The sequence below is a fragment of the Methylococcus sp. EFPC2 genome (genome assembly GCF_016925495.1).
Taxonomy (GTDB): domain Bacteria; phylum Pseudomonadota; class Gammaproteobacteria; order Methylococcales; family Methylococcaceae; genus EFPC2.
The window spans coordinates 4,242,536-4,266,308 of record NZ_CP070491.1 but is presented as its reverse complement, the minus strand read 5'-3'; the positions used below and the strand labels follow the sequence as shown (position 1 = coordinate 4,266,308).

Sequence of the window (23,773 nt, the reverse complement as noted above, 5' to 3'; positions counted from 1 at the left end):
TCAGCGCCCTCCCTGGTTGCCGGCATCGGTACCGCTCAAAGCCGGGTCTATCTGCCCTTGCAAGGCGTTCAAGTCATCCAAGACCCGGGCCAGTTGGTCGCCCAGAAACAGGAAAATCGTTTCTATGCTGCCTTCATCGCACAGCACACGGCCATCCGGCAGCGGCCCGATGGCGAGACTGGCGGCGCCCAGGGTGGACGTGAGCGATTGAAGGTGGCTGACCTGTCGGACGATGGCCTTGAGGTTGTCCGATAGTTCGGAATTCGGGCGGGATACGCCCTCGCTGGGGGTATTACTTTGCATGGCAGTTGCTCCAATCAAGATTGATTAAAGCGCCGCCCCTAAAGGGATGGCGCAAGGCTTCAACTACCGCTTCACAACGGCCCCGGCTATTCGTGCGGTTGCCCGCCTTAGTTCCCCGGTGTAGACCTTGCGCCAATTCTTGAAAACTGGCGTGGCCTGCTTGGTGTCGCCGGGTCAGTGGCCCGGTTCGCCGAATGGCAGGCACAAAAAAATCACGATTACGCTGTGATGAGGCGTGTGAAGTAGTAGTGCGGCCATTCTGCCGGCAGGTGGGCGGGGGCGTCAATGGCTGCATCGCTCGGGTAGCCATCATGCTGCCCTCTCGATCTTGGGCTGCTGCCCGCTCCGCCAGTCCAAGGCGTGTTGCTCCAGTATCTTTTTCCGGTCGGCGTAGGCGACACCACGCCCCAGCCATACGGCGTTGCGCTCTTCCAGGCTTGCCAGGAGCGCCAAGTCGCACGGCGCCAGGGACTCACGATCCAGCGCTTTGAACTCGCCCGATAGCGCCCAATTCACTACCCGGGTTTCGTTGATGTAATGGCGGGTTTCGGTGGCTTTGCCTTGATCCTGCCGCACCAGGCGCAACACCTCCGCCATCACCTTGAACGAACTGGTCGCCGCAGAGCGGGCTTTCTGCCAGTCATAGGCTTGGTGGGTGCCGCGAACCAGGGCGTCTATTTGCAGATCGCACCAAATGGCGAAACGGGTATCCAGCCAACGGGCGAAGGGAACGGCAAGTTTCGGGTGCATCCAGGTACCCCCGTGGTGTCGGCCTCGCTTGGTCTTTAAAAGTGAGGATTTCTCACATTTAGAAATCTCGGCCAGCGTAGCGATATAGTCTTGCGTGCTGTCCAGGGCCAACCAGTCCACAGGCCGTTTACCAAACCCCGCCGCCGCTTCCGTGGCATTAAACCAGCCGGTTTCCGCGAAGCCTATTTCATGGCCCTGATAATCCAGGGCGATAATGTTCGACGCCCCGATCATTCCGCTCCCCCTTGCTCGCTTGCCGCGCAGAGGGACGAACTCGCTTCATCGACGAACCGGAAGCCGGCGAAGTTGCAATGCTGCGAGCACGGCGTTTCATCGTCCTCAATGTACCCGTCCAGGTGGGGATACGCGGCCTCTTCGATGGCCAAGAACAAGCCCACGACGCGGACGAACGTCTCCTTGTTGTCCCGTTGACGAAAGACCGCCCGCAGAGTGGGCGGGGCCGGGCAAAGCTGGGGCGGCCGCACCTGGATAGCCCCTCTCAGCAAGCGGATTTCTTCCGCAAGACCCCGCAGGGCTACAGGAATGGTGATAAGTTTTTTGGCGGGGTCTTCGTCGAAGAGGAGGCAACCGACTATCTCGTCCAGCACGGAAACAATCTCATCGGCGCCGGTCATTGGGCTGCCTCCTCGGTGGTCGCACCGTTGACGGTGTGGCTGGCCAAGTAGGCGTCAAGGTCCGACTTGCGGTATTTGACCCGCCGGCCCAGGCGCACGAACGGCAAAGAATGCCGTCCGGTACAGGCCCATGACGCAAGCGTTTGTTCGGATAAGCCTAGATATTTGGCCGCCTCGGGGCGGTCCATGATTTCGCTCGCCGCCGTTGCGGCGGCGACTGGTTTTGAGATGGCCGACATTGTTAGAACTCCGAATAGGTGAAGAAATACCCGGCTATCGCCAGGCTTCGGGTTCAGTGTCGGTATAACTAGGGCGGGCGTGTGGCTTTTAGGCTGTTTTAGTCGGTTCTCGTCGCTTTTTGCCGGAAGCATTCTCCCTGAGATTATTCATAGACCTTCGGATTGATTCCTTGGTCATGGTCGTGCCGTCGGCGAGATATATTGTCTGACCCTTAGTTTCGACAAGTCGCTTGTCTTTCATTGGGTCAGTAGATGGTTTATTCGCCTCATCCCACAGGCAACCGTGAACCTGTCCATGGGTGGGCGAGGCCTCTGGATTGCCGCCCTTCAGGGCGCGCCATGTTTCGTAAACAAGCCAAGCTTGGTCGCTGTTGTTTTTCGGCTCACGCAAGGGGGGCACGGCCAATAATTGGGAAGGCTCAGCCGCCGTTCGGTCGGCCCGCTCATCCGGCGCGGCCTCGTCCGTTGCTTTGCCTGCCTGTTCGCCCGCGATTACGTCGTCATCCCGTAGCGCGGTACAGATCATTGATGATGCCAACCCCAAATCCGTGGCTATTTTTTCTAACAGCCCCATTGAATATTTGGGGATACCGTCGTGCAGAACGTCGGTCGGGTAAGTTGCTCTTATTTGCTCAATTAGGGCGTTTATTTCCCTTGAAATTGGTATCGATGACGGCACCTCGGGCGGTATGTAATTCAACAGCAAAAATGCCGCCTCGCGGGCATCGCAGGCCTTGATTGCTTCACGCCATACCTTGGCGAACGGCTTTGTGAGGGGTTGTAAGGCGCTCGAAGAATGGTGGGCTCGCGAGATATTACGCTCCAAGTCTTGAAGTGCGACTTTGTCCCCTGCTCCTAGATATGAGCTTCCAAAAACAGTGGACACCCTTCTGTCCATTTCGAAAGCGTTTTTCATTACCTCGTTCACCCGTCGAACGCCATCGTCCAAGGCGTCCAAGGTCATATATTCGGGCAGGGCGAAATCTGGTAACTTATCGTCAGCCATCGCGATTCCTCTTAAATCGTGATCGGTAGAAACCCGCCGCAGGTGCCAGCCTAAGGCGGGTTTTGTTTTGTCTGCTAATCAACACTGAAGGCTTCCAAGATCGGAAGGCGGCAGTGCGTTGAAAACGCAATATCAGGGTAACAAAAAACCCGCCGTCTCGGGCGGGTCTGTTGCTCGATAGGGGTGGAATGGCCGGGCAGCGGCCTAGTCTTGGCGCTCCACCCGGATGGTCCGCTCGCCTATACGGAATGACCGGACGCCGGGGAGCTCGCCGCTTCTTAGAAAAGCCTCGTATTTCTCCACCAGCGCATCCCCCTGCAAGCGCAGCACACGCCGCGCCATGAGACGAGCGGCGAACAGGCCGGCATCCAGTCCGCCTAGCTTCAGGGCATCCATGGCTATGTTGAGCTCCAAGAATTCATCTATGCCGAAGACTACCGGCCGGTAGACCTCCTCGATACGCGCCATCATTAGATAGTGTCGTCATAAGATAGCGGCCCAAATAGCAATGCAGCGAATCTGCACCGCCGCCAAGAATGAAGCGGTATTTTTGGCATAACGAGTTGCAATACCGCGCCAGCGCTTCAGGTGTAGAAAGGCGTTTTCCACCAAATGCCGAAGGCGGTAAAGGTCTCGGTCATACGCGCGAAGTTCGGTGCGATTTTTCTTCGACGGAATGACAACCGCCATATGGGCAGCTTGTGCTTGGGCGACGATGGCGTCCGTGTCGTAGCCTTTGTCCGCCAGCAGATGCTGGGCATCCAAACCCGCGATCAAGGTTGAAGCCTGCGTACAATCTGCCACGGTACCTGCTGTAACAATGACTCTGAGCGGCATACCATGCGCATCCACGGCCAGATGTATCTTGCTGTTGAGCCCCCTTTTGTGACCCCCATATCCTGGCTGCCCCCTTTGGCGCCCGCCGCATGCGGGTGGACTTTAATGTGGCTGGCATCGATCATCAGCCATTCATAGTCAGGTTCGATCACCAACTGTTCCAACAAGGATTCCCATATGCCTTTATCGCGCCAACGGCAAAAACGGCGATGGGTGTTTTTCCAATCGCCGTAGTCGGGCGGCAAGTCTCGCCACGGCGCGCCAGTGCGCAAAATCCAAAAAACCGCATTGATAAACCGGCGGTTATCGTGCGCTTTACCACCCCAAGCACCTTCTCGCCCCGGCAACCGCGGCTCCAATAATTGCCAGACTCGATCCGATATATCGTGTCGCCGATGCCCTGAATCCGCCATCTTTCCTTTCAAAGAAAATTTGAGATAGAACTATTCTCTCATAATCTTGTGACGACGCTATCTAGATTTGCCTCGATGCCGGCGAGGCACACAGCGGCCGTTTTCAGCGCCACGGCTACCAAGTCGCCCAGGTCCGCGCCACGTTGGCCATCATCGGTTTCGGGTATGGCCAACCGGATACCGAAGTAGTCCGACGCCACAACAAGCGCGGCGGCGCCCAAGGCCGCATCAAAGGTCCTTACTGGCAGGGGCTCAATCGTGCAGGGTATTTGCACCAGGGTTTCGTTGGGAATGTCTCGCTCATCCTGGTCCAGAAAAGCACACACGTGCTGCCGAAAAAGATCGACGTTTGTCAGCAGGCCCTTGATTTGATCGCTAAAGCGCGACAAAGCCTCGTTTTGTCTATCCATCACAACGCCCCGATAAGGAATTCCAAGCCCTCTTGATTGGCCCTCAACTGGCAGGCCTTGAGGATCTCATGGAATATCATTTCCAAGGCCGGTTGCAAGGTGCCGGACTCCACTTTTACCAGCGCATCGCCCTGGTTGAGTTTTTGCCGCCGGGCCTGCAGGTATTTGAGCTGCTCTTCCGTGAGTTTTTTCTGTTGTTCGAATTCTTGCGCGCGGCGCTTCTGTTCCTCGCGGATTTGGTCCTGGAGGCCCAATTTATCGAACTCCGACGCGCCTTTCATGGCATCGTTGAGTTTGCCGAGCACGTCGCCCGTGGATTTGATGCCGGCGTCGATCGACGAGAACACCGCTTGAACGCGCTTCAAGTCAGCCTCGATTTGCGCCTGGTCGATCTTGACCTTGGCTTCGATGACGGCAATACGCTCTTTTGACTGGATTTCGCGCAGCTTTAGATCGAACTCCCTAGCCTGCTTTTCCACTTCTGCCAGCTTGCCGCCCTGGTCGGATAGGGCCTTATTCGTGCGGTCGACCGCGTTGCCGAGCTGCACATACGACACCCGCCCCAGATCGTCGACCACCTCCTTGTAGCCCGTCGCGGCTTCCTCAGCTTTTGGCCAGACTAAATGCAGGTTGCCCAAGGCGTCGGTGACTTTCGTGTATCCCGTGGCAAGCTGCTCGACCTTGGCGTTTCCATCGGAAAACTTGGTCGCTGCGGCGCCGGCATCGTCCAAAGAAACTCCCATGCGCTTTGCGGCCTCAGCCACTGCATTGAAGCCGGTCAGATCGATAGGCTTGAAGCTCTCATGTGCCTTGGCCGAAGACTGGCCGGCACCATCCAAAGCCCTGCCCATGGTGGCCACGCCGCCGGCCGCCGTGGTGGCCGTGGCCGTAAGGTCTTCGGCCTTGTGGGTAAGGTCATAAATCAACGTTCCGAGCGAGTCCCCTCCCGTGAGTTTTCCTACGACTTTATCGATAGCCCAAGCCAGACCCGTACCGACGCTGTACCCCAGCGCACCGGCCAGCGGGGCAACCGCGACGGTCAGCCCGCCCATGATCACCGCGGCCGGCCCCGCAGCGGCTGCCAAACTACCTATGGTCTTGACCGCCCCGATGGTTTGCGCCCCGGCAATAAGGGATAACGACGTGGCTACCAGGTGCATCGTGTTCTGGAATTCGTCCAACACCGGCCCTGCGCTCTCGATGACGCGCGCGAAGCCGAGAATCCTGCCACCCAGCTCCTGCGTGCTGTCACCGGCCTGAACGGTGTGATCGATGACCGAACCCATGGCGCGAAAGAACGGTTCCATCCCCTGGCCTATGCCGGTGGTGATCCTCGTCAGCGCCTCGAAGCCATCGACCAGGCGCTGCAGCGCGGCCCTCAGGCCTTCCGGCGTGCTCAGATCGACGCGGCCGAATACGTCCTCAAAGATCGTGGATAGCTCGCCACCCAGATCATGGAAGGAATCTATCAGGCCGGTGAAATCCAGGCCGCTCAGGGCTTCCGGGAGATTCGCGGCGATTGCCTGGAGTTGGCGCTCGGCCTCGCCACCGAAGGCTTGCAGGGCATTCAAAAGCGGGTCGAACGCGCCCGCGTCGATGCCGGCGCCCAGGCCCTGGAAGATCGCGGCCAGGGCCTTGGTGACGCCGCCGAACTCTTCAAGCAATGGTTGTCCGGCCTTGATCGCGGCCACTTCGATGGAATTCACCAGGCGCTGAACTGACAAGCCGACGTTATCCGCCATAATGTTGAACGCCTGGTCCACGGTGCCGGAAGCGTTGGCCATGGCCGCGAGTGCTTCCTTGAACTTACCCGACTTGTCGGCCCCGAGAACCATCGCGCCGTTGAGGCCTTCCACTGATCCAAACAGCTTGGCCATCACATCAATGTTGCCGCCGGTAGCCTTGAACACGTCGCCCAGGACGCCGGAGAACCCCTTGGACGACAGCGCCGACGCGTCGAACTTAAGGCCCAAATCTTCGGCGATTTTCGCCGCCTCGCTGGACGGCTTGATGATGTTGGACAACGCCGACCGAATAGCGGTGATCGCTTCCGACGTGGGCAAGCCGGCGACCGTCAATGCTGCAATGGCCGCATTGAGCTCTTCAAAAGAGACACCGGACCCGGCCGCTATGCCGGTCACTTGGGAAATGCTTTGCGCCAGCTCCGGCAGCGTGGTTTGCCCCAGCTTGACGGTCTGGAACAGATCGTCGCTGAACCGCCCGGCGTCTTTCGTGCTCAGGCCGTAGGCGTTGAGCGCGGACACCAGGACCTTGGTCGTCTCGGTCAGGTCCGCCTTGCCGGCGACGGACAGCCTTTCCGTGGTGTTGATCAGCCCAAGAGCATCGTTGTAATCCACACCCGACGAGATGGCTTCGTAGAGGGCGCCGTTGAGGCTTTCAATCGATTGGGTGGAGTCTTGCCCGTAGTTGAGTACGTCACGGCCGAAACGGCCTATCGCTTCAGAGGATCCATTGAACAGGGTGCCGATTTCCTTGACCGAATCGCTGAACTTCCCCGCCTCATGGACCACGGCGCCGACCAACGCCGCGCCCAGGGCTATGGCGGCGGCTTCGGTGGTGGCCATGGTATCGGCCAGCGATGCGAGTGGGGCGGCCACGTCGCGGACACTGCCTTCTAAGTCGCCCATGGCGCGCTCGATGATTAAAAGACTGGTCCTCAAGTTTCTATCTTGGGCCCCGAAGATAATTTCAATTGTGCGGGTTAGATCAGCCATGGTGGGTTACTCCGGGGGATGGGCTGAGGCGGGGAGGATCTGATTCTTCCAGGCTCGCAAGATAATTTCTTACGGCGCCAACCCGCCAGCGCGTGGCGCCGGTGCCGACCTTAACCGGTTTGGGCAGTTCGCCCGCCTTGGCCTTGCGCCATATGGAGTTGACGCCAAGGTTCAGGAGCAGAGCGAACACGTGGACGTTGATTAGCGCGGCAGCCGGGAGGTTGTCGAAATCGACCAGGCCCGCCGGCGGGCTTTTCTTGCGGGGCGTTCGTCGTTTGAGGGGGAGGGCGGTGGCGCCGGGCTTACTGCCGGTGGATGGCGCCCGTTCGGGTGTGTGCATGGCGTAGCCTCATTCCGTTTGGTGTGAGGCGACATTAGATGGCATGAAAACGAAATGGATAAGGCAAGAATTTCGCAGTTGCCTCAACTTAGACGTGGGCCGATTTCAGCGGGGAGAGCGTGTTGCAACGGCCGGAATTCCACAAACTCCCGGCACTTGTGAGCATTCAAAGAAACGGGTTGACGATCATCAGCCGGTCATCGATCAACTGGCCGTGCTGCATGTCTTCCCGTAGCGTTTCGCCGGGGTGCGGTGGGTTGTGCATGTGCATCAATGCGCCACCGCCCGCCTTTCCGTATGGCGCTCGGTCAGCAAGTAGAGCAGATATTGATTGAGGCTCACGCCTTGAGCCTTGGCGTCGCGGGAAAGATCGGCGTGTAGCCGTTTCGGCACGCGCAGAACAAAGCGGCCGCTGTATCCCTGCTCATCGCCGGGCCGGGAGGGCGCCGGCACGGGATTACCCGCAACACGGCAAGCCTCGATCCAGGCAGCAGCGGCAGGCTGAGACGCTTTCAAGGCGTCTTCCTCGGTTTCACCCCAGGCCGAACAACCGGGCAGATCGGGGAACACGGCAATAAAGCCTTCGTCTTCCTCGCTCCAAAAGATTTCAACGGGGTAATGGTGCATAGGGTTAAGCTCCGTACTTGTCCATCATCTCGATCAACTGCCGGGCCTGATACGGCGGAATGAAGCCGTTCCGATTCTGGAAGTTCAGCCCGACAGGCTCACCCGTGCGAGAAAAAGCACAATGCGAACCTTGGCCGCCTTTATGCACGAACCCCAGTTCCTCAGCGACCTTGCAGGCGTCCTCGAAACGTACGCCCTTGGGGTTGTTGCGAATGCTTGTCCACAGCTTTTCTCGTCGGGTCATGAGGTCAAATTATACTGTATACGGTATCACGCACGACAGCCAGGCATAACGACGCACGCCGATGCAACCCCGCCCTTCGCGGCCAGCTTCGCACAGTTTCGGCCGATGCCCAAGGTTGCAGACTTTGGCGTCATCCTCTGCCTGCCTGGCTCCCAAAGTTCGCCCCAAGCCGTGTTCAGTTGAGTATACCTTTTTGAACACTGGACACATGCCCCTGAAACCCGCATTTCACCGTGTCCATAAAGGTTTAGATTTTATTATTTGACACGCCTTTTTGAGTAGTCTATAACCTTTCTGAACACGAAATAGACCGGAAAGGGGCATTCACATGACCAGCGTCGGATACATCAGGGTAAGCAGCTTTGACCAGAACACGGACCGTCAACTAGCCGGGATCGCCCTGGACAAGGTTTTCGAGGAAAAGGCCAGCGCGAAGGATGCCAAACGACCGCAGCTTCAAGCGTGTATCGACTTCCTCCGGGACGGCGACACGCTCCACGTCCATAGCATCGACCGGATGGCGCGCAACCTGGTCGACCTCCAGACCATCGTTGACGGCCTGACCAAGAAAGGCGTGATGGTGCGCTTCCACAAGGAAAACCTGCAATTCGGCGGGCAGGATGGCGCCTTGCAAACCCTCATGTTCCAGATGATGGGGGCCTTTGCTCAGTTCGAGCGCGCCCTTATCCGGGAGCGTCAGCGGGAAGGCATCGCCGCCGCCAAGGCGAAAGGTAAGCATGTGGGGGCGCCTTCAAAGCTCACGCCCGAAACGGTCGCAGAGATACGGCAGAAGCTCAACCAGGGAGCGAACAAGAAAGCCCTGGCCGCAGAGTACGGCATCAGCCGGACGACCTTATACGCAGCCTTGGAAAGCCGATAGGAGCTAGGCAAAGTTTGGCTTGACCTTATCAAATGCGCTCGCTGCCGGGGTGCTGGCAGGTGGGAAAGCTAGCGCGCGAAAATCCGGCGTCGTATAACTCAGTGAATGCCGGTGCAAGAATTTTCCCGGTTCTCCCGGTTTTTCCCGGTGCCAAAAATCAAACCGGGAAGGCTGGAAGCCGCGTGGCGTCAGGGTTTCCCGGTTTTCCCGGTTTTCCCGGTTGCAAAATGAGGGGGCCGGGAAAAAACATCACTTTTTAGCCTTGCGCTTGGCTCCCAGGTCGACCACTTCGGCAGTGGGTTGTATGCCCCCGGCGGCGAATATGGCGCTGGTCGCTCGCTCCATCGCATCGCGTACCGGGTCCACACTCAGCCGGGCATAGATACGGGTTGCATCGGTGCTCTTATGCCCCAGGGCTTGTCCGATGATCGCCATGCTGGCTCCCTGGATCGCTGCCCAACTGCCCAGGCTTCGGCGTAGGTCGTGCATGCGCAGATCGGTCAAGCCGGCCCGCTCCAACAGGTCCGCCCATGGCTTCGCCGGGTGGCCCATGTGACCACTGGCAGAGTAGGAAGGAAACACCCAGGGACTACCGCTGCCCCGCCGCTCACGCAGCACTTCCAGAGCAGGCGCAGTCAGAGGAATAACCAGGTGGTCGCCGTTCTTTGATTGCTCACCCGGCACAGTCCATAAGCCGGCGTGTAAGTCCAGGTCGACCCAGCGCATACCCTGAATATTCGAAGATCGAGCCCCAGTAGAGATAGCCAGCAAAACGAAGTGACGGAAATACTCGGGAGCCCCTTGGAGCGCTTCAAAGAACTTGGGCAACTCTTCAGCCTTGAGGAAACGCGAGCGCTCCCGCTCGGGATATTTCGGAATGCCCAGGGTAGGGTTCTCACCGTCATAAGCTCGCCACTCCGCCAGCTTCCGATAGAGCGCCCGCAGAAGAGCCAGCACCTTGTTGGCCGTGCGCGGCCCGACGTTCTCCCGAAGGCTTACCATCAGCTTGCGGACCTCCACCGGCTTGATGCTGGATAGCTTGCGCCCCTCCCAATCAACCGAACCCGGTGCTTTGGTTCTTTCCTTCCCGCGGGGCTTTTTCTGTCCGGGCACCACCTTGCCAACGTAGCGGGCAAACTCCCCTTGCAGCTCCTCAGCGGTGCGCCGGCCTTGGGGTTGCAAGTGGTCTTTGTAATACAGGTCGAAGGCCTCCCTAAGCGTCAGCTCCTCCGCCGCTTTGCGGCGCTGTTCCCGCCGGTCCGCCACCGGGTTTTCGCCCCGATCCATCGCCGCCGATACGGCAACCGTCAGGGCGCGCGCCATGCGGACATTTAACCGGGGCGTGTTGCCGATATAGGCCAGGGGATCTAGAGGCTTACCGTTGGCTAGCGTTTTCGGCAGTTCTCGGGAATCCGGCAAATCGGGATCGAATCGCCCTAGGACGGCCCGCACCGGTTTACCTCCAACCTTGCGGTAAAGCTGGAATGCCTTGGTACCGGAAGCGGTTACGTCCAACAGCAAGCCAGCTTGCTTGACGTCTCGGAAATAGTCCCGCCCCTTCGCCGGGGGAGTGATCGCGGACAATGCCGCTCGCGTGAACTCGATTTTTTCGCTTGCCATGGGTAAGCCGTCCAGGGTGTTCAACCGGTAGCACAGAGTTCCTGTGCTACCGCTGTGCTACCGGAAAGAGGAAATTCGAGGCATTTCCGTACTATTCGGTAAACCTGGCCTCAGCTTAAACCCATTGAAAATAAAAGAAAATGTATCCCGGTGAAACAGGGTGTAAGAGTCGTGGGACTGATTCCGAAGCCGTTGGTCGCAGGTTCGAATCCTGCCGGGCGCGCCATCCTATCGATCCCTAGCTCTCCCGTTCGGCGAAGCGCGACCATCCGCTGCTACCGCTGCGATACTTCACTCGGCCTGTTCGGGTGATTCCCGACACCTCCCGGTTTACGATCCCGCGTGTCATCCGGGCCTAGACGTCACGAGCCAGCTTGGCGCTCGATGCCGAATCTGCTTACCATACGCCCATGGGCTCATTCTCTCCTTTCGGCCTCAAGGGCATCCTGTTCGATCTCGACGGGGTGCTTTACGTGGGATCCCACGTCATTGCCGGCGCCGCTGAAGCCGTGCGACAGGTGCGGGACGCCGGCTATGTTTGCCGCTTTATCACCAATACCAGTACCTTGTCGCTGGCCACCTTGCAGCGAAAAATCGGCGCGCTGGGTTTTCCCGTCGCAACCGAGGAAATCGTCAGCGCGCCGCAGGCCGCCCGGCTTTATCTACAAGCCCTGCCCGATCCGGTTTGCCGGCTGTTGCTGGCGGAGGACGTCAAACGGGACTTCGCGGAGCTCCGCCAGTCGGATACGAAGGCGACGCATATCGTCGTGGGCGACATCGGCGATGGCTGGTCTTATTCCTTGCTGAGCGAGGTCTTCAATGCGCTGAAAAACGGCGCCGAGTTCATCGCCGTGCATAAAAACCGTTTCTGGCAGACGGAGTCGGGCTTGCAAATGGACATCGGCGGCTTCATCCACGGGCTGGAATATGCGAGTGGCGTCACCGCTCGCATCATAGGTAAACCGTCGGAGGATTTTTTCCGGCTGGCCTTGAACGACATGGGGCTTGCGGCGTCCGAAGTCGCGATCGTCGGCGACGACATCGACGTGGACGTGGGCGGCGGTCAGCAGGCCGGATTGCGGGGCATCTTGGTGCGCACGGGCAAGTACCGCCAGGCTTACACCGAGGCCTCGGCCATCCGACCGGACCTGATCCTCGATACGGTGAGGGATTTACCCGCCGCGCTGGGATTGTAGCGCGCGAGAGGCGGCCTGCACCTCCCGGCTCAACCCGCCAGGAGGCGGCTCTCGGCCTGGTCGATCTGCTCGGTTTCGCCGAGCAGTATGACGATATCGCCGGCCATCAGCTCGTACTCCGGCGGCGGCGACTGTATGCTGCTATGCCCGCGCCGCACCGCGCTCAGCGTCACGCCGAACTCGTCCAGTCCCAGATCCACGATGCGGCTGCCGGCGGCGGAAGCGTTCTCCGGCAAGGGGATGGCATGCAGCACCTTCAGCCGCCGCCCTTCCTCGTCGATCAAGCGGGTCTGTTCGCCCTGGAAATAGCCTTGCAGGATCTGATAGCGCTCCCGCCTGACTTGATTGATGGCTCGCACGATCTGTCCGATCGGCACATTCAGCATGGCCAGAACGTGAGACACCAGCATCAGGGCGCCTTCCAGGCTTTCCGGCACGACCTCGCTGGCGCCCTGATCCAGATAATCCTGCAAATAGGTGTCGTCGCTCGTGCGCACCAGTACGGGCACGTCGGTGCGCACGGTGCGCACCGTCGCCAGCGTGCGGGATCGGCGCGCCTCCTCGCTGAAACTGATCACCACCAACCTCGCTTGCTCGATACCGGCGGCTTTCAATAGTTCGGGGCGGCGCGAATCGCCGATGAAGACGGATTCGCCCGCTTCGGCCGCTTCCCGCACCCGCATGGGGTCGCTGTCCAGCGCCACGAACGGAATGCCGAAACGGCGCAGAAAGCGGGAAACCGTCTGACCGACGCGGCCATAGCCGCAGATCAGCACCGGCCGGTCCAGTTCCGCGACCTGGGCTTCCAGCGACGCGATGCTCGCTTCGTCCGGCGGGGCCGAGGCCGCATCCCGCTTGCGCAAAATTTCCGCAAACCTGCGGCCGATGCTCGTAGCAACCGGTGTCGCCAGCATGCTCAGGATGATCACGCCCGAGACGAAGGAAACCTGGGTCGTATCCAGCAAGTGCTGCTGCCCCCCCAGATTGAGTAACACGAAACCGAACTCGCCTCCCTGCGCCAGCATGAAGCCGACCCGCAAGGCATTGCGGGCATTCTCCCTCATGGCCAAAGCCAGACCCGCCAGCAAGCCGGCCTTGACGGTCAGCAACACCAGGGCGGCCAGCACCAGCCAGGGACCGAACTCGACGACGACGGAAAATTCGAGCAGGGCGCCCACACCGACGAAAAACAGGCCCAACAGCACGTCGCGGAAGGGCCGGATATCGGCCTCGATCTGATGACGGTAATGGCTCTCGCCCAAGGTCACGCCGGCGACGAAAGCGCCCAACGACATGGGCAACTCGAATAAATGCGTCACCCATCCCGCGAACAAGGCCACGACCAGGGCCGCCAGTACCAGCAGTTCCTCGCCGCCGGCCTTGGCGACCAGTTCGAACAGCTTAGGCAGCACCCAATGTCCCAGCGCCAGCAAAGCGGAAAACAGCAGTATCCCGCGCAGCAACAACTCCCCGACCAGTCGCGGTCCATCCCCCAGCGACGCATCGTGCAGCACCGGCGCCATCAGGATGAACAGCAGGGCCGCCAGATCCTGGAACAACAACACCCCGAAGGCCAGTTGGCCATGATGGCGGTTGAATTCCTTACTCCTGAGCAATTCCTTGCTGACGATGGCGGTCGAGGACAGGGCCAAGGCCCCGCCTATCACCAAGGCGCCCACGAACGGCACCCCGGCGAACCAGGCCAGCGCGACGATGACCGATTGGCATACGGCGACCTGCAATCCACCCAGGCCGAATACGGTGCGCCGCAGGGCCAGCATCTTGGGGATGGAAAACTCCAATCCGAGGCTGAACAGCAGGAACACGATACCGAATTCGGCGAAGTCGTGGATGTCGGCAACATTGTTCAACAGCCCCAAGGCTCCGGGCCCGAACGCCACGCCGACCAGCAAATAGCCCAGGATGGGCGCCAGGCGCAGACGTCCGAACAACGCACTGATCAACACCGAGGCGCCAAAGATGAGCAGTAAGTCGTCGAACAGCGAGGAGTTCATAGTCCGTCAGATGCGGGAGTCTGCGCCGATTGTACCTTCATCCCTATCGCGCTTGAGCCCCGCACACGATACGCGGACACAAAAAAGCCTCTGCCGGGAGGACCCCGGCAGAGGCTGATAGCGTATTACCGACGTAACGTCTATTCGACCGCTTCGATGCTGATGACCGGGCGGGACAGCACGCTCTTGGTCTGCTTGGCCTCCCATTCGGGGACCGGGTCGGGGGCCATGGCGCCTTCCGTGCGCGGCCCGCGCAAGCCTACCCACAGGGCTTTCAGCGGATTGCTGATGGAATCGTCGGCGGCGGTTGCCTCGAAACCGCAGTGGGCCATGCAGTTGGCGCACTTGGGATTCTTGGAATTGCCGTATTTGTCCCAGGGCGTGTCTTCCAGCAGCGATTTGAACGACGGCGCGTAACCTTCGTCGACCAGCAAATAACAGGGCTTCTGCCATCCGAACACATTGCGGGTGGGGTTGCCCCAGGGCGTGCAGTTGTAGGCCTGGTTACCGGCGAGGAAATCCAGGTACAGCGGGGAGTGGTTGAGGGCCCACTTGCGGTTCTTGCCGATCTTGAACACCTTGCGGAACAGTTCCTTGCTGTCGCGCAGCTTGATGAAGATGTCCTGCTGCGGTGCGTGCTCGTAGCTGAAGCCGGGGGCGATCGTGACGCCTTCGACGCCCAGCTTCTTGGTATAGTCGAGGAATTCGACGACTTCCTCGGCGGATTCATTCTGGAACAGGGTGCAGTTGACGGTCACCCGGAACCCCTTCTTGATGGCCTGCTCGATGACCTCGACCGCACGATCAAATACGCCTTCCTGACACACCGAGGCATCATGACGGTCGCGATTGCCGTCCAGATGGATGGAGAAGGTCAGGTAAGGAGACGGCTGGTAATCGTCCATGCGCTTTTTCAGCAGCAAGGCGTTGGTGCAGAGATAAACGTATTTCTTCCGCGCGATGATGCCTTCCACGATTTGCGGCAGCTCCTTGTGCAGCAGCGGCTCTCCGCCCGCGATCGAGACGATGGGCGCGCCGCACTCGTCCACGGCCGCCAGGCTGTCCTCCACGCTCAAGCGGCGGTTGAGGATCTCCTCCGGGTAGTCGATCTTGCCGCAGCCGGCGCAAGCCAGATTGCACCGAAACAAAGGTTCCAACATCAGTACCAGGGGGTAGCGTTTGACACCTTTGATCTTCTGCTTGAGCAGGTAGCTCGCTACGGTGATCTGTTGACGTAATGGAACGCCCATCGTGTATCTCCTAATTGAATGTTGTGCAATGCAGCCGCCCTAACTCGACATCGCGCTGTGTGGAAAACGCAACAACTCTCCGCAGGTCCCTGCATGGCCAGAAAAGTTTGCCGTTTTCGGAGATAAACCTTATCCAAAATAAGAGTTTACTCAGCCCTTGGTGATTGGGTCACTGGCTTTCGGTGGTTATGATAAAACAAATTTTCTACAACAAGTTGTTTTTTTCTCAAAAAAAATAGCTAAAATACAACAGCCTTACTTTTGCAAGGCAATTGCGCCTAGCCCAAGGCTTGCGCGCCACCCAAACTTTTTAGAGCAGACAGCACACGCATGAACGGAAGCCACTCCGAAATCGCCATTCCAGATTTCGCCCGTCTGGACGACGACGCCCTGCAGGCCTGGCTGCTCGAAGGCGTATCGCGCACCTTCGCGCTGACCATACCCCAGTTGCCCGCAGGCCTGGCCAAGCCGGTTTCCAACGCCTACCTGCTGTGCCGCATCGTCGATACGATAGAAGACGAAGTCGCCCTGACCTCGGCGCAGAAGCGCCAGTTCTGTCAGCGCTTCGTCCGCGTGGTCGCCGGTGAAGACGATGCGACAGCCCTTGCGGCCGACTTGGCCCCTCTGCTCTCGCAACAGACGATACCGGCCGAACACGAGCTGATCCGCCTGATCCCGCGTGTCATCGCCATCACCCACGGGTTCGAGGCGCCGCAGCGCGAGGCCTTATATCAATGCGTGAGCGTCATGGGCCAGGGCATGGTCGAGTTTCAGGACCGCGACCTGCGCCACGGCCTGGCGACCATGGATGAGATGAGCAGCTACTGCTACTACGTGGCCGGCGTGGTGGGCGAGATGCTGACCCGGCTGTTCTGCCATTACTCGCCGGAAATCGCCATCCACCGCGACCTCCTCATGAAACTCGCGGTTTCCTTCGGCCAGGGATTGCAGATGACCAACATCCTGAAGGATCTGTGGGACGACCACGGCCGCGGCGTCTGCTGGCTGCCGCGCGAAATTTTCGATGCGGCCGGCTTCGACCTGAGCGACCTAAGCCCCGGTCATCACGATCCCCGTTTCGCCGAGGGCTTCCGCCGCCTGATCGGCATCGCCCACGCGCATCTGCGCAACGCGCTGGAGTACACCCTGCTGATCCCCAGCCACGAGACCGGGCTGCGCGAATTCTGTCTGTGGGCGCTGGGCATGGCGGTATTGACGCTGCGCAAGGTCAATGCCCACATCGATTTCAGCGAATCCAGCCAGGTCAAGATCACCCGCCGCAGCGTCAAGGCCACCATCCTGACCAGCCGCCTGACCCTGCACAGCGATCTGCTGCTGAAAACCACATTCTGGCTGGCGGGCTTGGGGCTGCCGGCCGCCGATCGCCAAGTCTTGGCTTTGGCGCACCAAAGCTAGTCATCGAGCAATTTCGAACACCGCGTTAACAAGGAGCAACCGAGCCATGTTAAGAGAATTCGACGAAATGTCCGGCCTTGATTCCGCCTTCGTGGGCTGCTTTCCGGAATCGCCTCTCGACGAGGCCGTTGCGCGCGCCCGATCCAGTCTGCTGAACCTGCAGCATCCCGAAGGTTACTGGGTGTTCGAACTGGAAGCCGATTGCACCATCCCGTCCGAATACATCCTCATGATGCATTTCATGGACGAGATCGACGCCGACCTGCAAGCCAAGATCGCCCGGTTCCTGCGCACCAAGCAGAGCGCGGACGGCAGTTATCCGCTGTTCCACGGTGGGGCCGGCGACATTTCCTGCACCGTCAAGGCCTATTACGCCCTGAAACTCGCGGGCGACGACATCGATGCCCCGCACATGAAGAGGGCCAGGGAGTGGATACTGGCCCAGGGCGGAGCGGCCAAGGCCAACGTCTTCACACGCATCATGCTGGCTCAGTTCGAGCAGATACCCTGGCGCGGCGTGCCCTTCATTCCCGTTGAAGTGATGCTGCTGCCCAAGTGGTTCCCCTTCCACCTGGACAAGGTTTCCTACTGGTCGCGCACCTGCATGGTGCCCCTGTTCATCCTCTGCACTTACAAGGTCACCGCGCGCAATCCGCACAAGGTCGGCGTGCGCGAGCTGTTCACGGTCGCCCCTGAAAAGGAACGGAACTACTTCTCCCACGTCAAGACTCCGCTGGGCAAGGCCGTCCTGGCCGTAGAGCGCATGGGAAGGCTGATGGAGCCGCTGATCCCCGGCTTCCTGCGCCGCAAGGCTACCAACCTGGCCCGCGACTGGTTTATCGAACGCCTCAACGGCGTGGACGGACTGGGTGCGATCTTTCCGGCCATGGTCAACTCCTACGAGGCGCTGGACTATCTGGGCTTCCCCAAGGATCACGAATTGCGCGCAACCGCCAAGGAAGCCATCAACCGCCTGCTGGTCATCAAGGGCGACACCGCCTATTGCCAGCCGTGCGTATCCCCCATCTGGGATACCGGCCTGGCTTCGCTGGCCCTGCAGGAAGCCGACCGCTACGAACGCGACCCGGAAACCCGCGCGCAGCTCAAGAACGCCATGCGCTGGCTGGCCAGCAAGCAACTCACCGACGAGCCGGGCGACTGGCAGATCCAGCGCCCCGAATTGCCGGGCGGCGGCTGGGCCTTCCAGTTCGGCAACAGCTACTATCCGGATGTAGACGACACCGCGGTGGTTGCCCAGGCCATGGTGCAGGCCCGCGATCCCGAACTCGCCGGCAATATCGAGCGCGCAGGGGTATGGATCGCCGGCATGCAGTCGCGCAACGGTGGCTGGGGTGCTTTCGACGCCGACAACGACCACTACTATCTCAACCACATTCCCTTCGCCGATCACGGCGCCCTGCTCGACCCGCCGACGGCCGACGTCAGCGCCCGTTGCATCATGTTCCTGGCCAACCTGGTCGACGAACACCCGGAATACCAGGCCGTGATCGACCGCTGCATCGCCTACTTGAAAAAGGATCAGGAAGCGGACGGTTCCTGGTTCGGCCGCTGGGGCACCAACTATATCTACGGTTGCTGGTCGGTGCTGATCGGCTTCGAGAAAGCCGGCGTTTCCAGGGACGATCCCAGCGTGCGCCGCGCCGTCGCCTGGCTCAAAAGCAAGCAACGTGCGGACGGCAGCTGGGGCGAGGACAACTACACCTATCACGACAGCAGCGAGGCCTTGCGTGGCGAGTTCCACACCGGCATGGCCTTCCACACCGCACTGGCGCTCATCGCCCTGATGGCGGCCGGCGAGGCGAACTCGGCAGAAGTCAAAGCCGGCGTGGACTACCTGATCGCGCACCAGAAAGCCGATGGGCTGTGGAAGGACGAGCATTTCAATGCCCCCGGTTTCCCCAAGGTTTTCTATTTGAAGTACCACGGCTACGACAAGTTCTTCCCGCTCTGGGCCCTGGCGCGCTACCGCAACGAGCGCTCGCTGAACGCGTGAAACGGGTCGGCATCGTCGTCGCACTGCCGGACGAAGCGCGCAGTCTCCACCGAACACGATTGAATTCGAGCGCACCCGTGGCGCTCGACGAATCCCGCCTGCTCATCATCTCGGGCGCCGGCCCCAAGGCCGCCGCCTCGGCCGCGACCGCCCTGGTGAACCTGGGCATATCCGGCCTGGTGTCCTGGGGTTGCGCCGCCGCCCTGGCACCCGCGCTTCGCCCCGGCGACCTGGCCCTCCCCCACACGCTGCATAGTCCCGACGGCGCTGCGCTGGATACCACGTCATACTGGCGGGAGCGCATCGCCGCCACGCTGGCTCCGCACATCAACTGCCATCACGGCACGCTCGCCGGCAGCGTGGAAATCGTCGCGACCGCCTCAGCCAAACGGACGCTGCATGAGCGCACCGGTGCGCTGGCCCTGGACATGGAAAGTGTTGCCCTGGCCCGCACCGCGCAGAAATACGCCCTGCCTTTCGTGGCGATCAGGGCCATCGCCGATCCGGCCTCCATGAGCTTGCCCGGCGCCGTGGTGGCCGGCATGGACGAGGCCGGCCACGTCCGCATTCCCCGCCTCCTGGGGCATGCGTTAAGACATCCGACCGATTTCATCGGCCTGATCCAGTTGGGCGCCCACTTCCGGGCCGCCTTGCAGACCCTGACCCTCGCCGCCAACCACCTGGGCCCCGACCTGGCCGTTTGAGCGCCTCCGCCGCCTAAATCCTCGATGAACAAAGCCGCACACAACCTGCTGATCAAAGTCATCCACTGGTGGGAAGCCAGCATACTCAGCCGTCCCTGGCCTCTGCTGATCATCACCCTCGTCGCCTGCGGCTATGTCGGCAAATACGCCTACGAAAACCTGACCGTGAACACCAACACGGCGGACATGCTGTCCATCGAACTGCCTTTCCAGAAAAACCGCATCCGGCTGGAACACGCGTTCCCCCAGGACGTGAGCACGATCCTGCTGCTGGTCGAGGGCCCCACGCCCGAACTAACCTCCGAGGCGACCAAGCGGCTCGGGGAGAAATTGCGCGCTCATCCGGACAGTATCAAGTCGATCTACCAGCCGGACGAAGGCGGCTTCTTCGAGCGCAACGGCATGCTCTATCTGAGTCTGCCGGAGCTGCAAAAACTGTCGGAAAAACTCAGCCAGGCCCAGCCCTTCATCGGCCGGCTATCGCAGGACAACAGCCTGCACGGCCTGCTGGGCATACTGAGCCAGGCCATCGAAGCCAAGGATGACGATTTGGCCCTGGACCTGGATCCGGTGCTCGCCCGCTTGAACGAGGCCATCGAGGCGGTGCGCGCCGGACAAGCCTATCAACTCTCCTGGCAGCAATTGATGCTGGACCAGAAAGACGGACTTGGCGTTACCAAACGCTTCATCTTCGTCACCCCCATCCTGAACTTCTCGGAAATGCTGCCGGCGGAGCAAAGTATCGCCGCCATCGATAGCGCGGTCGCCGAGACGCTCACGGGAGACCTGGCCCGGGTCCAGGCGCACAAGACCGGCGAGGTGGTGCTTGAGCACGAGGAAATGCAGACCATAGGCCAGGGCACGGCGGCGGCCGGCGTCGCCTCCATGATACTGGTGTGCATCACGTTATGGATCGCCTACCGCTCGTTCCGCCTGATGTTCGCCACCTTCCTCACCCTGACCCTGGGACTGGTGTTTTCCATGGGCTTTGCGGCCTATGCGATAGGCCATCTCAACCTGATCTCCATCGCCTTCGCCGTGTTGTTCATCGGCATGGGCGACGCCTTTTCCTCGCATTTCTGCCTGCGTTACCGGGAGCTGATACTGCGCGGCGAGTCCCAGCGCGACGCCCTGCGCGACACGCTGACCTCGACCGGCACCGCCTTGATCCTCTGCGCCATCACCGCCGCCATCGGCCTCTACGCCTTCATCCCCACCAACTACATCGGCGTGTCCGAACTGGGCATGATCGCGGGCACCAGCATGATCATCGCCCTGATCACCACGTTCACCGTGCTGCCGGCCATCATGAACATCCTGCCGCTCAAGCCGCCGCGCGCATCCGCCGGCGCGCACCGGCGGACTTCGTTGCTGTCCAACTGGCCCCTGCGTTATGCCCGGCCCATCCGCTGGATATCCGCGATCCTGACGGTGCTCGCCTGTGTGCTGCTGGCCCGCGTACAAGTCGACTTCAATCCGATCAATCTGCGCGACCCCAACACCGAGTCGGTCAAGACCTTCAAATACCTGCTGCAATCCCGGGACACTTCGCCCATGACTCTGGCGTCGCTGGCGCGCAGCGAAGCGGAAGCCCGCGACAAGCAGGCGCGCTTCGAGCAGTTGCCGACCGTCGACAAGGTCGAATCCCTGTTCGACTTCATACCCGCGGATCAGGACGAGAAATTGGCTCTGATCGAGGAACTGGGCCTGGTGCTGGGCACGCGCCTGGCCGAATTTCCGGCCCCCGCGACGGGCAACGCCGACTGGGCCGCCGTGGAGAAATTCCGCGCCGTGCTCGCCACCCGCCTGAGCCAGGAGGAAAGGCCCAGCCTGCGCGCGACGCTGGACGCCGTCGACGGCTTGCTCGAAGCCCAGCGCGAACTCCCCGCCGAGGACAGCCAGGCCGTTCTGGACCGTCTACAAACCAGCGTGTTGAGCGCCCTTCCCGCCACCATCAACACCTTGAAAAGCGGCCTCGACGCCAGCCCGGTCGAGAGGGAAACGCTGCCCGCCGACATCGTCGATCGATGGCTCAGCAAGGACGGGCTCTATCGTATCCAGGTATTTCCCAAGAAAGACCTGAACGATCTGGAAAACTTGCGGGAGTTCATCCTGGAAGCGCAGAAGATCGATCCGGAAGTGACCGACCTGCCGGTGACCTATCTGGAATCCATGAACGAAGCGGTCAAGGCCTTCGTCGAAGCCTTCACCATCGCGCTGGGCGCCATCACCCTGCTGTTGCTGATCATACTGCGCAGCGTCAAGGACACCCTGCTGGTGCTGCTGCCCCTGTTGCTGGCTTCCCTGTTCACCGCGGCCGGCACCGTGGTGTTCCACACCCCGCTCAACTTCGCCAACATCATCGCCCTGCCCCTGCTGTTCGGCCTGGGCGTGGACAGCGGCATCCACATGGCGCACCGGTTGCATTACCTGCATTCAGAGGACGAAAACCTGCTCAGCACCAGCGAGGCTCAAGGGGTGTTCTACGGCTCGCTCACTACCGTATTCAGCTTCGCCAGCCTGGCCTTCACGCCGCATCCCGGCACAGCGTCCATGGGCTTCCTGCTGGCCCTGGGCCTGTTCATGACCTTGCTTTGTTCTCTGGTCGTACTGCCGGCCTTCAGCGCGCTCAAGCTCAAACATCGCCGCGCATAGTTTTGTAAAATCACGTTTCAACCTACACACCGAGTTCACCATGTCCATATCCATCGCCGAACTGCTCAAGGAACGGGCCGGAGAAAATTTCGACCTGCACGAAAAACATCTCAACACCCAGATGGTGCGCGTGCTCAAGACCATAGGCTACGACCGGGTCTACACGCGGGCGCAAGGTCCCTATCTCTACGACGAAAAGGGCAGCGAGTACCTCGACCTGCTGTCCGGCTTCGGCGTGTTCGCCCTGGGCCGCAACCACCCGACCATCATCCGGGCGCTGAAGGATGTGCTCGACGCCGAACTGCCGGACATGGTGCAGATGGACGTCTCGCTGCTGTCGGGGATATTGGCCGAGAAGATCCTGGAAAAATGCCCGCCCAAGCTGACCAAGGCCTTCTTCTGCAACTCCGGGGCGGAAGCGGTGGAAGCGGCCATCAAGTTCGCCCGCTACACCACCAAGCGCGAGAAGATCGTCTACTGCGAGCATGCTTTCCATGGCCTCACCCTGGGTGCCCTGTCGCTGAACGGCGAGGAAGTCTTCAAGGAAGGCTTCGGCCCCCTGCTGCCCGGCGTCAGCAGCGTGCCGTTCAACGATCTGGCCGCGCTGGACAGAGCCCTGCGCAACAAGGATGTCGGCGCCTTCATCGTCGAACCCATCCAGGGCAAGGGCGTGAACCTGCCCGGCGACAATTACCTGGCCGAAGCCGCCAAGCTGTGCAAGCAATACGGCACCCTGTTCGTCGCCGACGAGATCCAGACCGGCATCGCCCGCACGGGTAAGTTCTGGGCCATCGAGCACTGGGGTGTGGAACCGGACATGATACTGATGGCCAAGGCCTTGTCGGGCGGATTCATCCCTGTAGGCGCCGTTGCCATGACCGACAAGATCATGGATTCGGTGTTCAACCGCATGGACCGCGCCGTGGTGCACGGCTCCACCTTCTCCAAGAACAACATGGCCATGGCCGCCGGCATCGCCGCGTTGCAGGTCATCGACGATGAAAAGCTGGTCGAGAATGCCGCCAAGATCGGCGGTGAGATCATCGCCGGCCTGGAGGCCATGATCCCCAAATACGACTTCCTCAAGCAGGTGCGCGGCAAGGGGCTGATGATCGCGGTGGAATTCGGTTCACCCGACGGCCTGCTGCGCAAGGCCGCCTTCGCCGGCCTGGAAGCGGCCAACAAAGGACTGTTCAGCCAGACCATCACCATCCCGCTGTTCAAGAACCATCGCATCCTCAGCCAGGTGGCCGGCCACGGCATGAACGTGGTCAAATTCCTGCCGCCTTTGGTGGTGAACGACAAGGACCGCGACTGGATCATTTCGGCCATGGATCAGGTCATCGGCGATACCCAGGAAGTCGGCGGCGCCATCAAGGACCTGGGCAAGAACCTCATCAGCCACGCCTTGAAGCAAAAAGCCGGCGCTTGAGGCCTCGACGGAGGACACCCGCTTCGGGCGCCTCCTCTTTGACCTGATCAGA

The 23,773-nt window shown here is 60.5% G+C and carries 22 protein-coding genes; 7 read left to right on the top strand and 15 right to left on the bottom strand.

Translation table 11 applies throughout. From position 1 onward, the window contains the following. The 12 genes from JWZ97_RS18355 to JWZ97_RS18300 form a co-directional block, all read right to left on the bottom strand. A complete protein-coding gene (locus JWZ97_RS18355; protein WP_205432107.1) occupies window positions 1-303 on the bottom strand; it encodes a hypothetical protein in 303 nt (100 codons plus the stop codon). 309 nt (window positions 304-612) lie between these two features. Next, entirely contained in the window at window positions 613-1,287 is a 675-nt protein-coding gene (locus JWZ97_RS18350; protein ID WP_205432106.1) for a KilA-N domain-containing protein, read from the bottom strand. Then, a complete protein-coding gene (locus tag JWZ97_RS18345; RefSeq protein WP_205432105.1) occupies window positions 1,284-1,688 on the bottom strand; it encodes a hypothetical protein in 405 nt (134 codons plus the stop codon). The genes JWZ97_RS18350 and JWZ97_RS18345 overlap by 4 nt, the downstream gene beginning before the upstream one ends. Further along, window positions 1,685-1,927: a helix-turn-helix domain-containing protein gene (locus tag JWZ97_RS18340; protein ID WP_205432104.1), complete on the bottom strand. Its 243-nt coding sequence runs from the start codon at window positions 1,925-1,927 to the stop codon at window positions 1,685-1,687. The genes JWZ97_RS18345 and JWZ97_RS18340 overlap by 4 nt, the downstream gene beginning before the upstream one ends. An 88-nt stretch (window positions 1,928-2,015) precedes the next feature. Beyond that, window positions 2,016-2,933 (bottom strand): hypothetical protein, encoded by a 918-nt coding sequence (locus tag JWZ97_RS18335; protein WP_205432103.1) that lies wholly within the window; start codon window positions 2,931-2,933, stop codon window positions 2,016-2,018. A 204-nt stretch (window positions 2,934-3,137) separates the two neighbouring features. Then, complete coding sequence (locus tag JWZ97_RS18330) at window positions 3,138-3,404, bottom strand: hypothetical protein (protein WP_205432102.1); 267 nt, start codon at window positions 3,402-3,404, stop codon at window positions 3,138-3,140. Between the two features lie 12 nt (window positions 3,405-3,416). Further along, window positions 3,417-4,183 (bottom strand): IS5 family transposase gene (locus JWZ97_RS18325; protein ID WP_205434700.1). Its coding sequence is split into 2 segments (ribosomal slippage): window positions 3,417-3,808 and window positions 3,808-4,183, totalling 768 coding nucleotides; the frame shifts between segments, so codons are not numbered across the junction. Window positions 4,184-4,221: 38 nt separating this feature from the next. Further along, on the bottom strand, window positions 4,222-4,593 hold the full coding sequence (locus JWZ97_RS18320; RefSeq protein ID WP_205432101.1) for a hypothetical protein: 372 nt from the start codon (window positions 4,591-4,593) through the stop codon (window positions 4,222-4,224). Beyond that, complete coding sequence (locus JWZ97_RS18315; protein ID WP_205432100.1) at window positions 4,593-7,241, bottom strand: phage tail tape measure protein; 2,649 nt, start codon at window positions 7,239-7,241, stop codon at window positions 4,593-4,595. The genes JWZ97_RS18320 and JWZ97_RS18315 overlap by 1 nt, the downstream gene beginning before the upstream one ends. 79 nt (window positions 7,242-7,320) lie before the next feature. Beyond that, window positions 7,321-7,668 (bottom strand): AlpA family transcriptional regulator, encoded by a 348-nt coding sequence (locus JWZ97_RS18310; RefSeq protein ID WP_205432099.1) that lies wholly within the window; start codon window positions 7,666-7,668, stop codon window positions 7,321-7,323. Between the two features lie 270 nt (window positions 7,669-7,938). After that, window positions 7,939-8,295, bottom strand: a complete 357-nt coding sequence (locus tag JWZ97_RS18305) for a toxin-antitoxin system HicB family antitoxin (RefSeq protein ID WP_205432098.1) — start codon at window positions 8,293-8,295, stop codon at window positions 7,939-7,941. 4 nt (window positions 8,296-8,299) lie between these two features. After that, the gene (locus JWZ97_RS18300; protein ID WP_205432097.1) at window positions 8,300-8,539 is read right to left on the bottom strand and encodes a hypothetical protein; all 240 of its coding nucleotides are present in this window, start codon (window positions 8,537-8,539) and stop codon (window positions 8,300-8,302) included. A 328-nt stretch (window positions 8,540-8,867) separates the two neighbouring features. On the opposite strand from JWZ97_RS18300, the gene JWZ97_RS18295 reads away from it, so the two are divergent. Continuing rightward, on the top strand, window positions 8,868-9,419 hold the full coding sequence (locus JWZ97_RS18295) for a recombinase family protein (protein ID WP_205432096.1): 552 nt from the start codon (window positions 8,868-8,870) through the stop codon (window positions 9,417-9,419). A gap of 249 nt (window positions 9,420-9,668) precedes the next feature. Here JWZ97_RS18295 and JWZ97_RS18290 read toward each other — a convergent pair whose 3' ends face one another. Next, window positions 9,669-11,039 carry a site-specific integrase gene (locus JWZ97_RS18290; protein WP_205432095.1) on the bottom strand — a complete coding sequence of 457 codons (1,371 nt, stop codon included), beginning with the start codon at window positions 11,037-11,039 and terminating at the stop codon, window positions 9,669-9,671. Window positions 11,040-11,413: 374 nt separating this feature from the next. On the opposite strand from JWZ97_RS18290, the gene JWZ97_RS18285 reads away from it, so the two are divergent. Next, window positions 11,414-12,235: a TIGR01458 family HAD-type hydrolase gene (locus JWZ97_RS18285; RefSeq protein WP_371822543.1), complete on the top strand. Its 822-nt coding sequence runs from the start codon at window positions 11,414-11,416 to the stop codon at window positions 12,233-12,235. Window positions 12,236-12,264: 29 nt separating this feature from the next. Here the strand turns inward: JWZ97_RS18285 and JWZ97_RS18280 are convergent, their stop codons facing one another. Further along, complete coding sequence (locus tag JWZ97_RS18280) at window positions 12,265-14,250, bottom strand: monovalent cation:proton antiporter family protein (protein ID WP_205432086.1); 1,986 nt, start codon at window positions 14,248-14,250, stop codon at window positions 12,265-12,267. Window positions 14,251-14,390: 140 nt separating this feature from the next. Continuing rightward, on the bottom strand, window positions 14,391-15,500 hold the full coding sequence (gene hpnH / locus JWZ97_RS18275) for an adenosyl-hopene transferase HpnH (RefSeq protein ID WP_205432078.1): 1,110 nt from the start codon (window positions 15,498-15,500) through the stop codon (window positions 14,391-14,393). Between the two features lie 330 nt (window positions 15,501-15,830). Here hpnH and JWZ97_RS18270 point away from each other — a divergent pair, with 330 nt between their 5' ends. From JWZ97_RS18270 to JWZ97_RS18250, 5 genes are read left to right on the top strand one after another with little or no spacing between them, the layout of a single operon-like run. Further along, window positions 15,831-16,916 carry a phytoene/squalene synthase family protein gene (locus tag JWZ97_RS18270; protein ID WP_205432076.1) on the top strand — a complete coding sequence of 362 codons (1,086 nt, stop codon included), beginning with the start codon at window positions 15,831-15,833 and terminating at the stop codon, window positions 16,914-16,916. Window positions 16,917-16,962: 46 nt separating this feature from the next. Then, window positions 16,963-18,930, top strand: coding sequence for a squalene--hopene cyclase (gene shc / locus JWZ97_RS18265; protein WP_205432074.1), 1,968 nt, complete (start codon window positions 16,963-16,965; stop codon window positions 18,928-18,930). Further along, window positions 18,927-19,634, top strand: a complete 708-nt coding sequence (locus JWZ97_RS18260) for a phosphorylase (protein ID WP_205432063.1) — start codon at window positions 18,927-18,929, stop codon at window positions 19,632-19,634. Before shc ends, JWZ97_RS18260 begins: the two co-directional genes overlap by 4 nt. Before the next feature lie 24 nt (window positions 19,635-19,658). Then, window positions 19,659-22,289: an MMPL family transporter gene (locus JWZ97_RS18255; RefSeq protein ID WP_205432061.1), complete on the top strand. Its 2,631-nt coding sequence runs from the start codon at window positions 19,659-19,661 to the stop codon at window positions 22,287-22,289. A 40-nt stretch (window positions 22,290-22,329) separates the two neighbouring features. Beyond that, window positions 22,330-23,721, top strand: a complete 1,392-nt coding sequence (locus tag JWZ97_RS18250; protein ID WP_205432060.1) for an aspartate aminotransferase family protein — start codon at window positions 22,330-22,332, stop codon at window positions 23,719-23,721. Window positions 23,722-23,773: the final 52 nt, after the last annotated feature.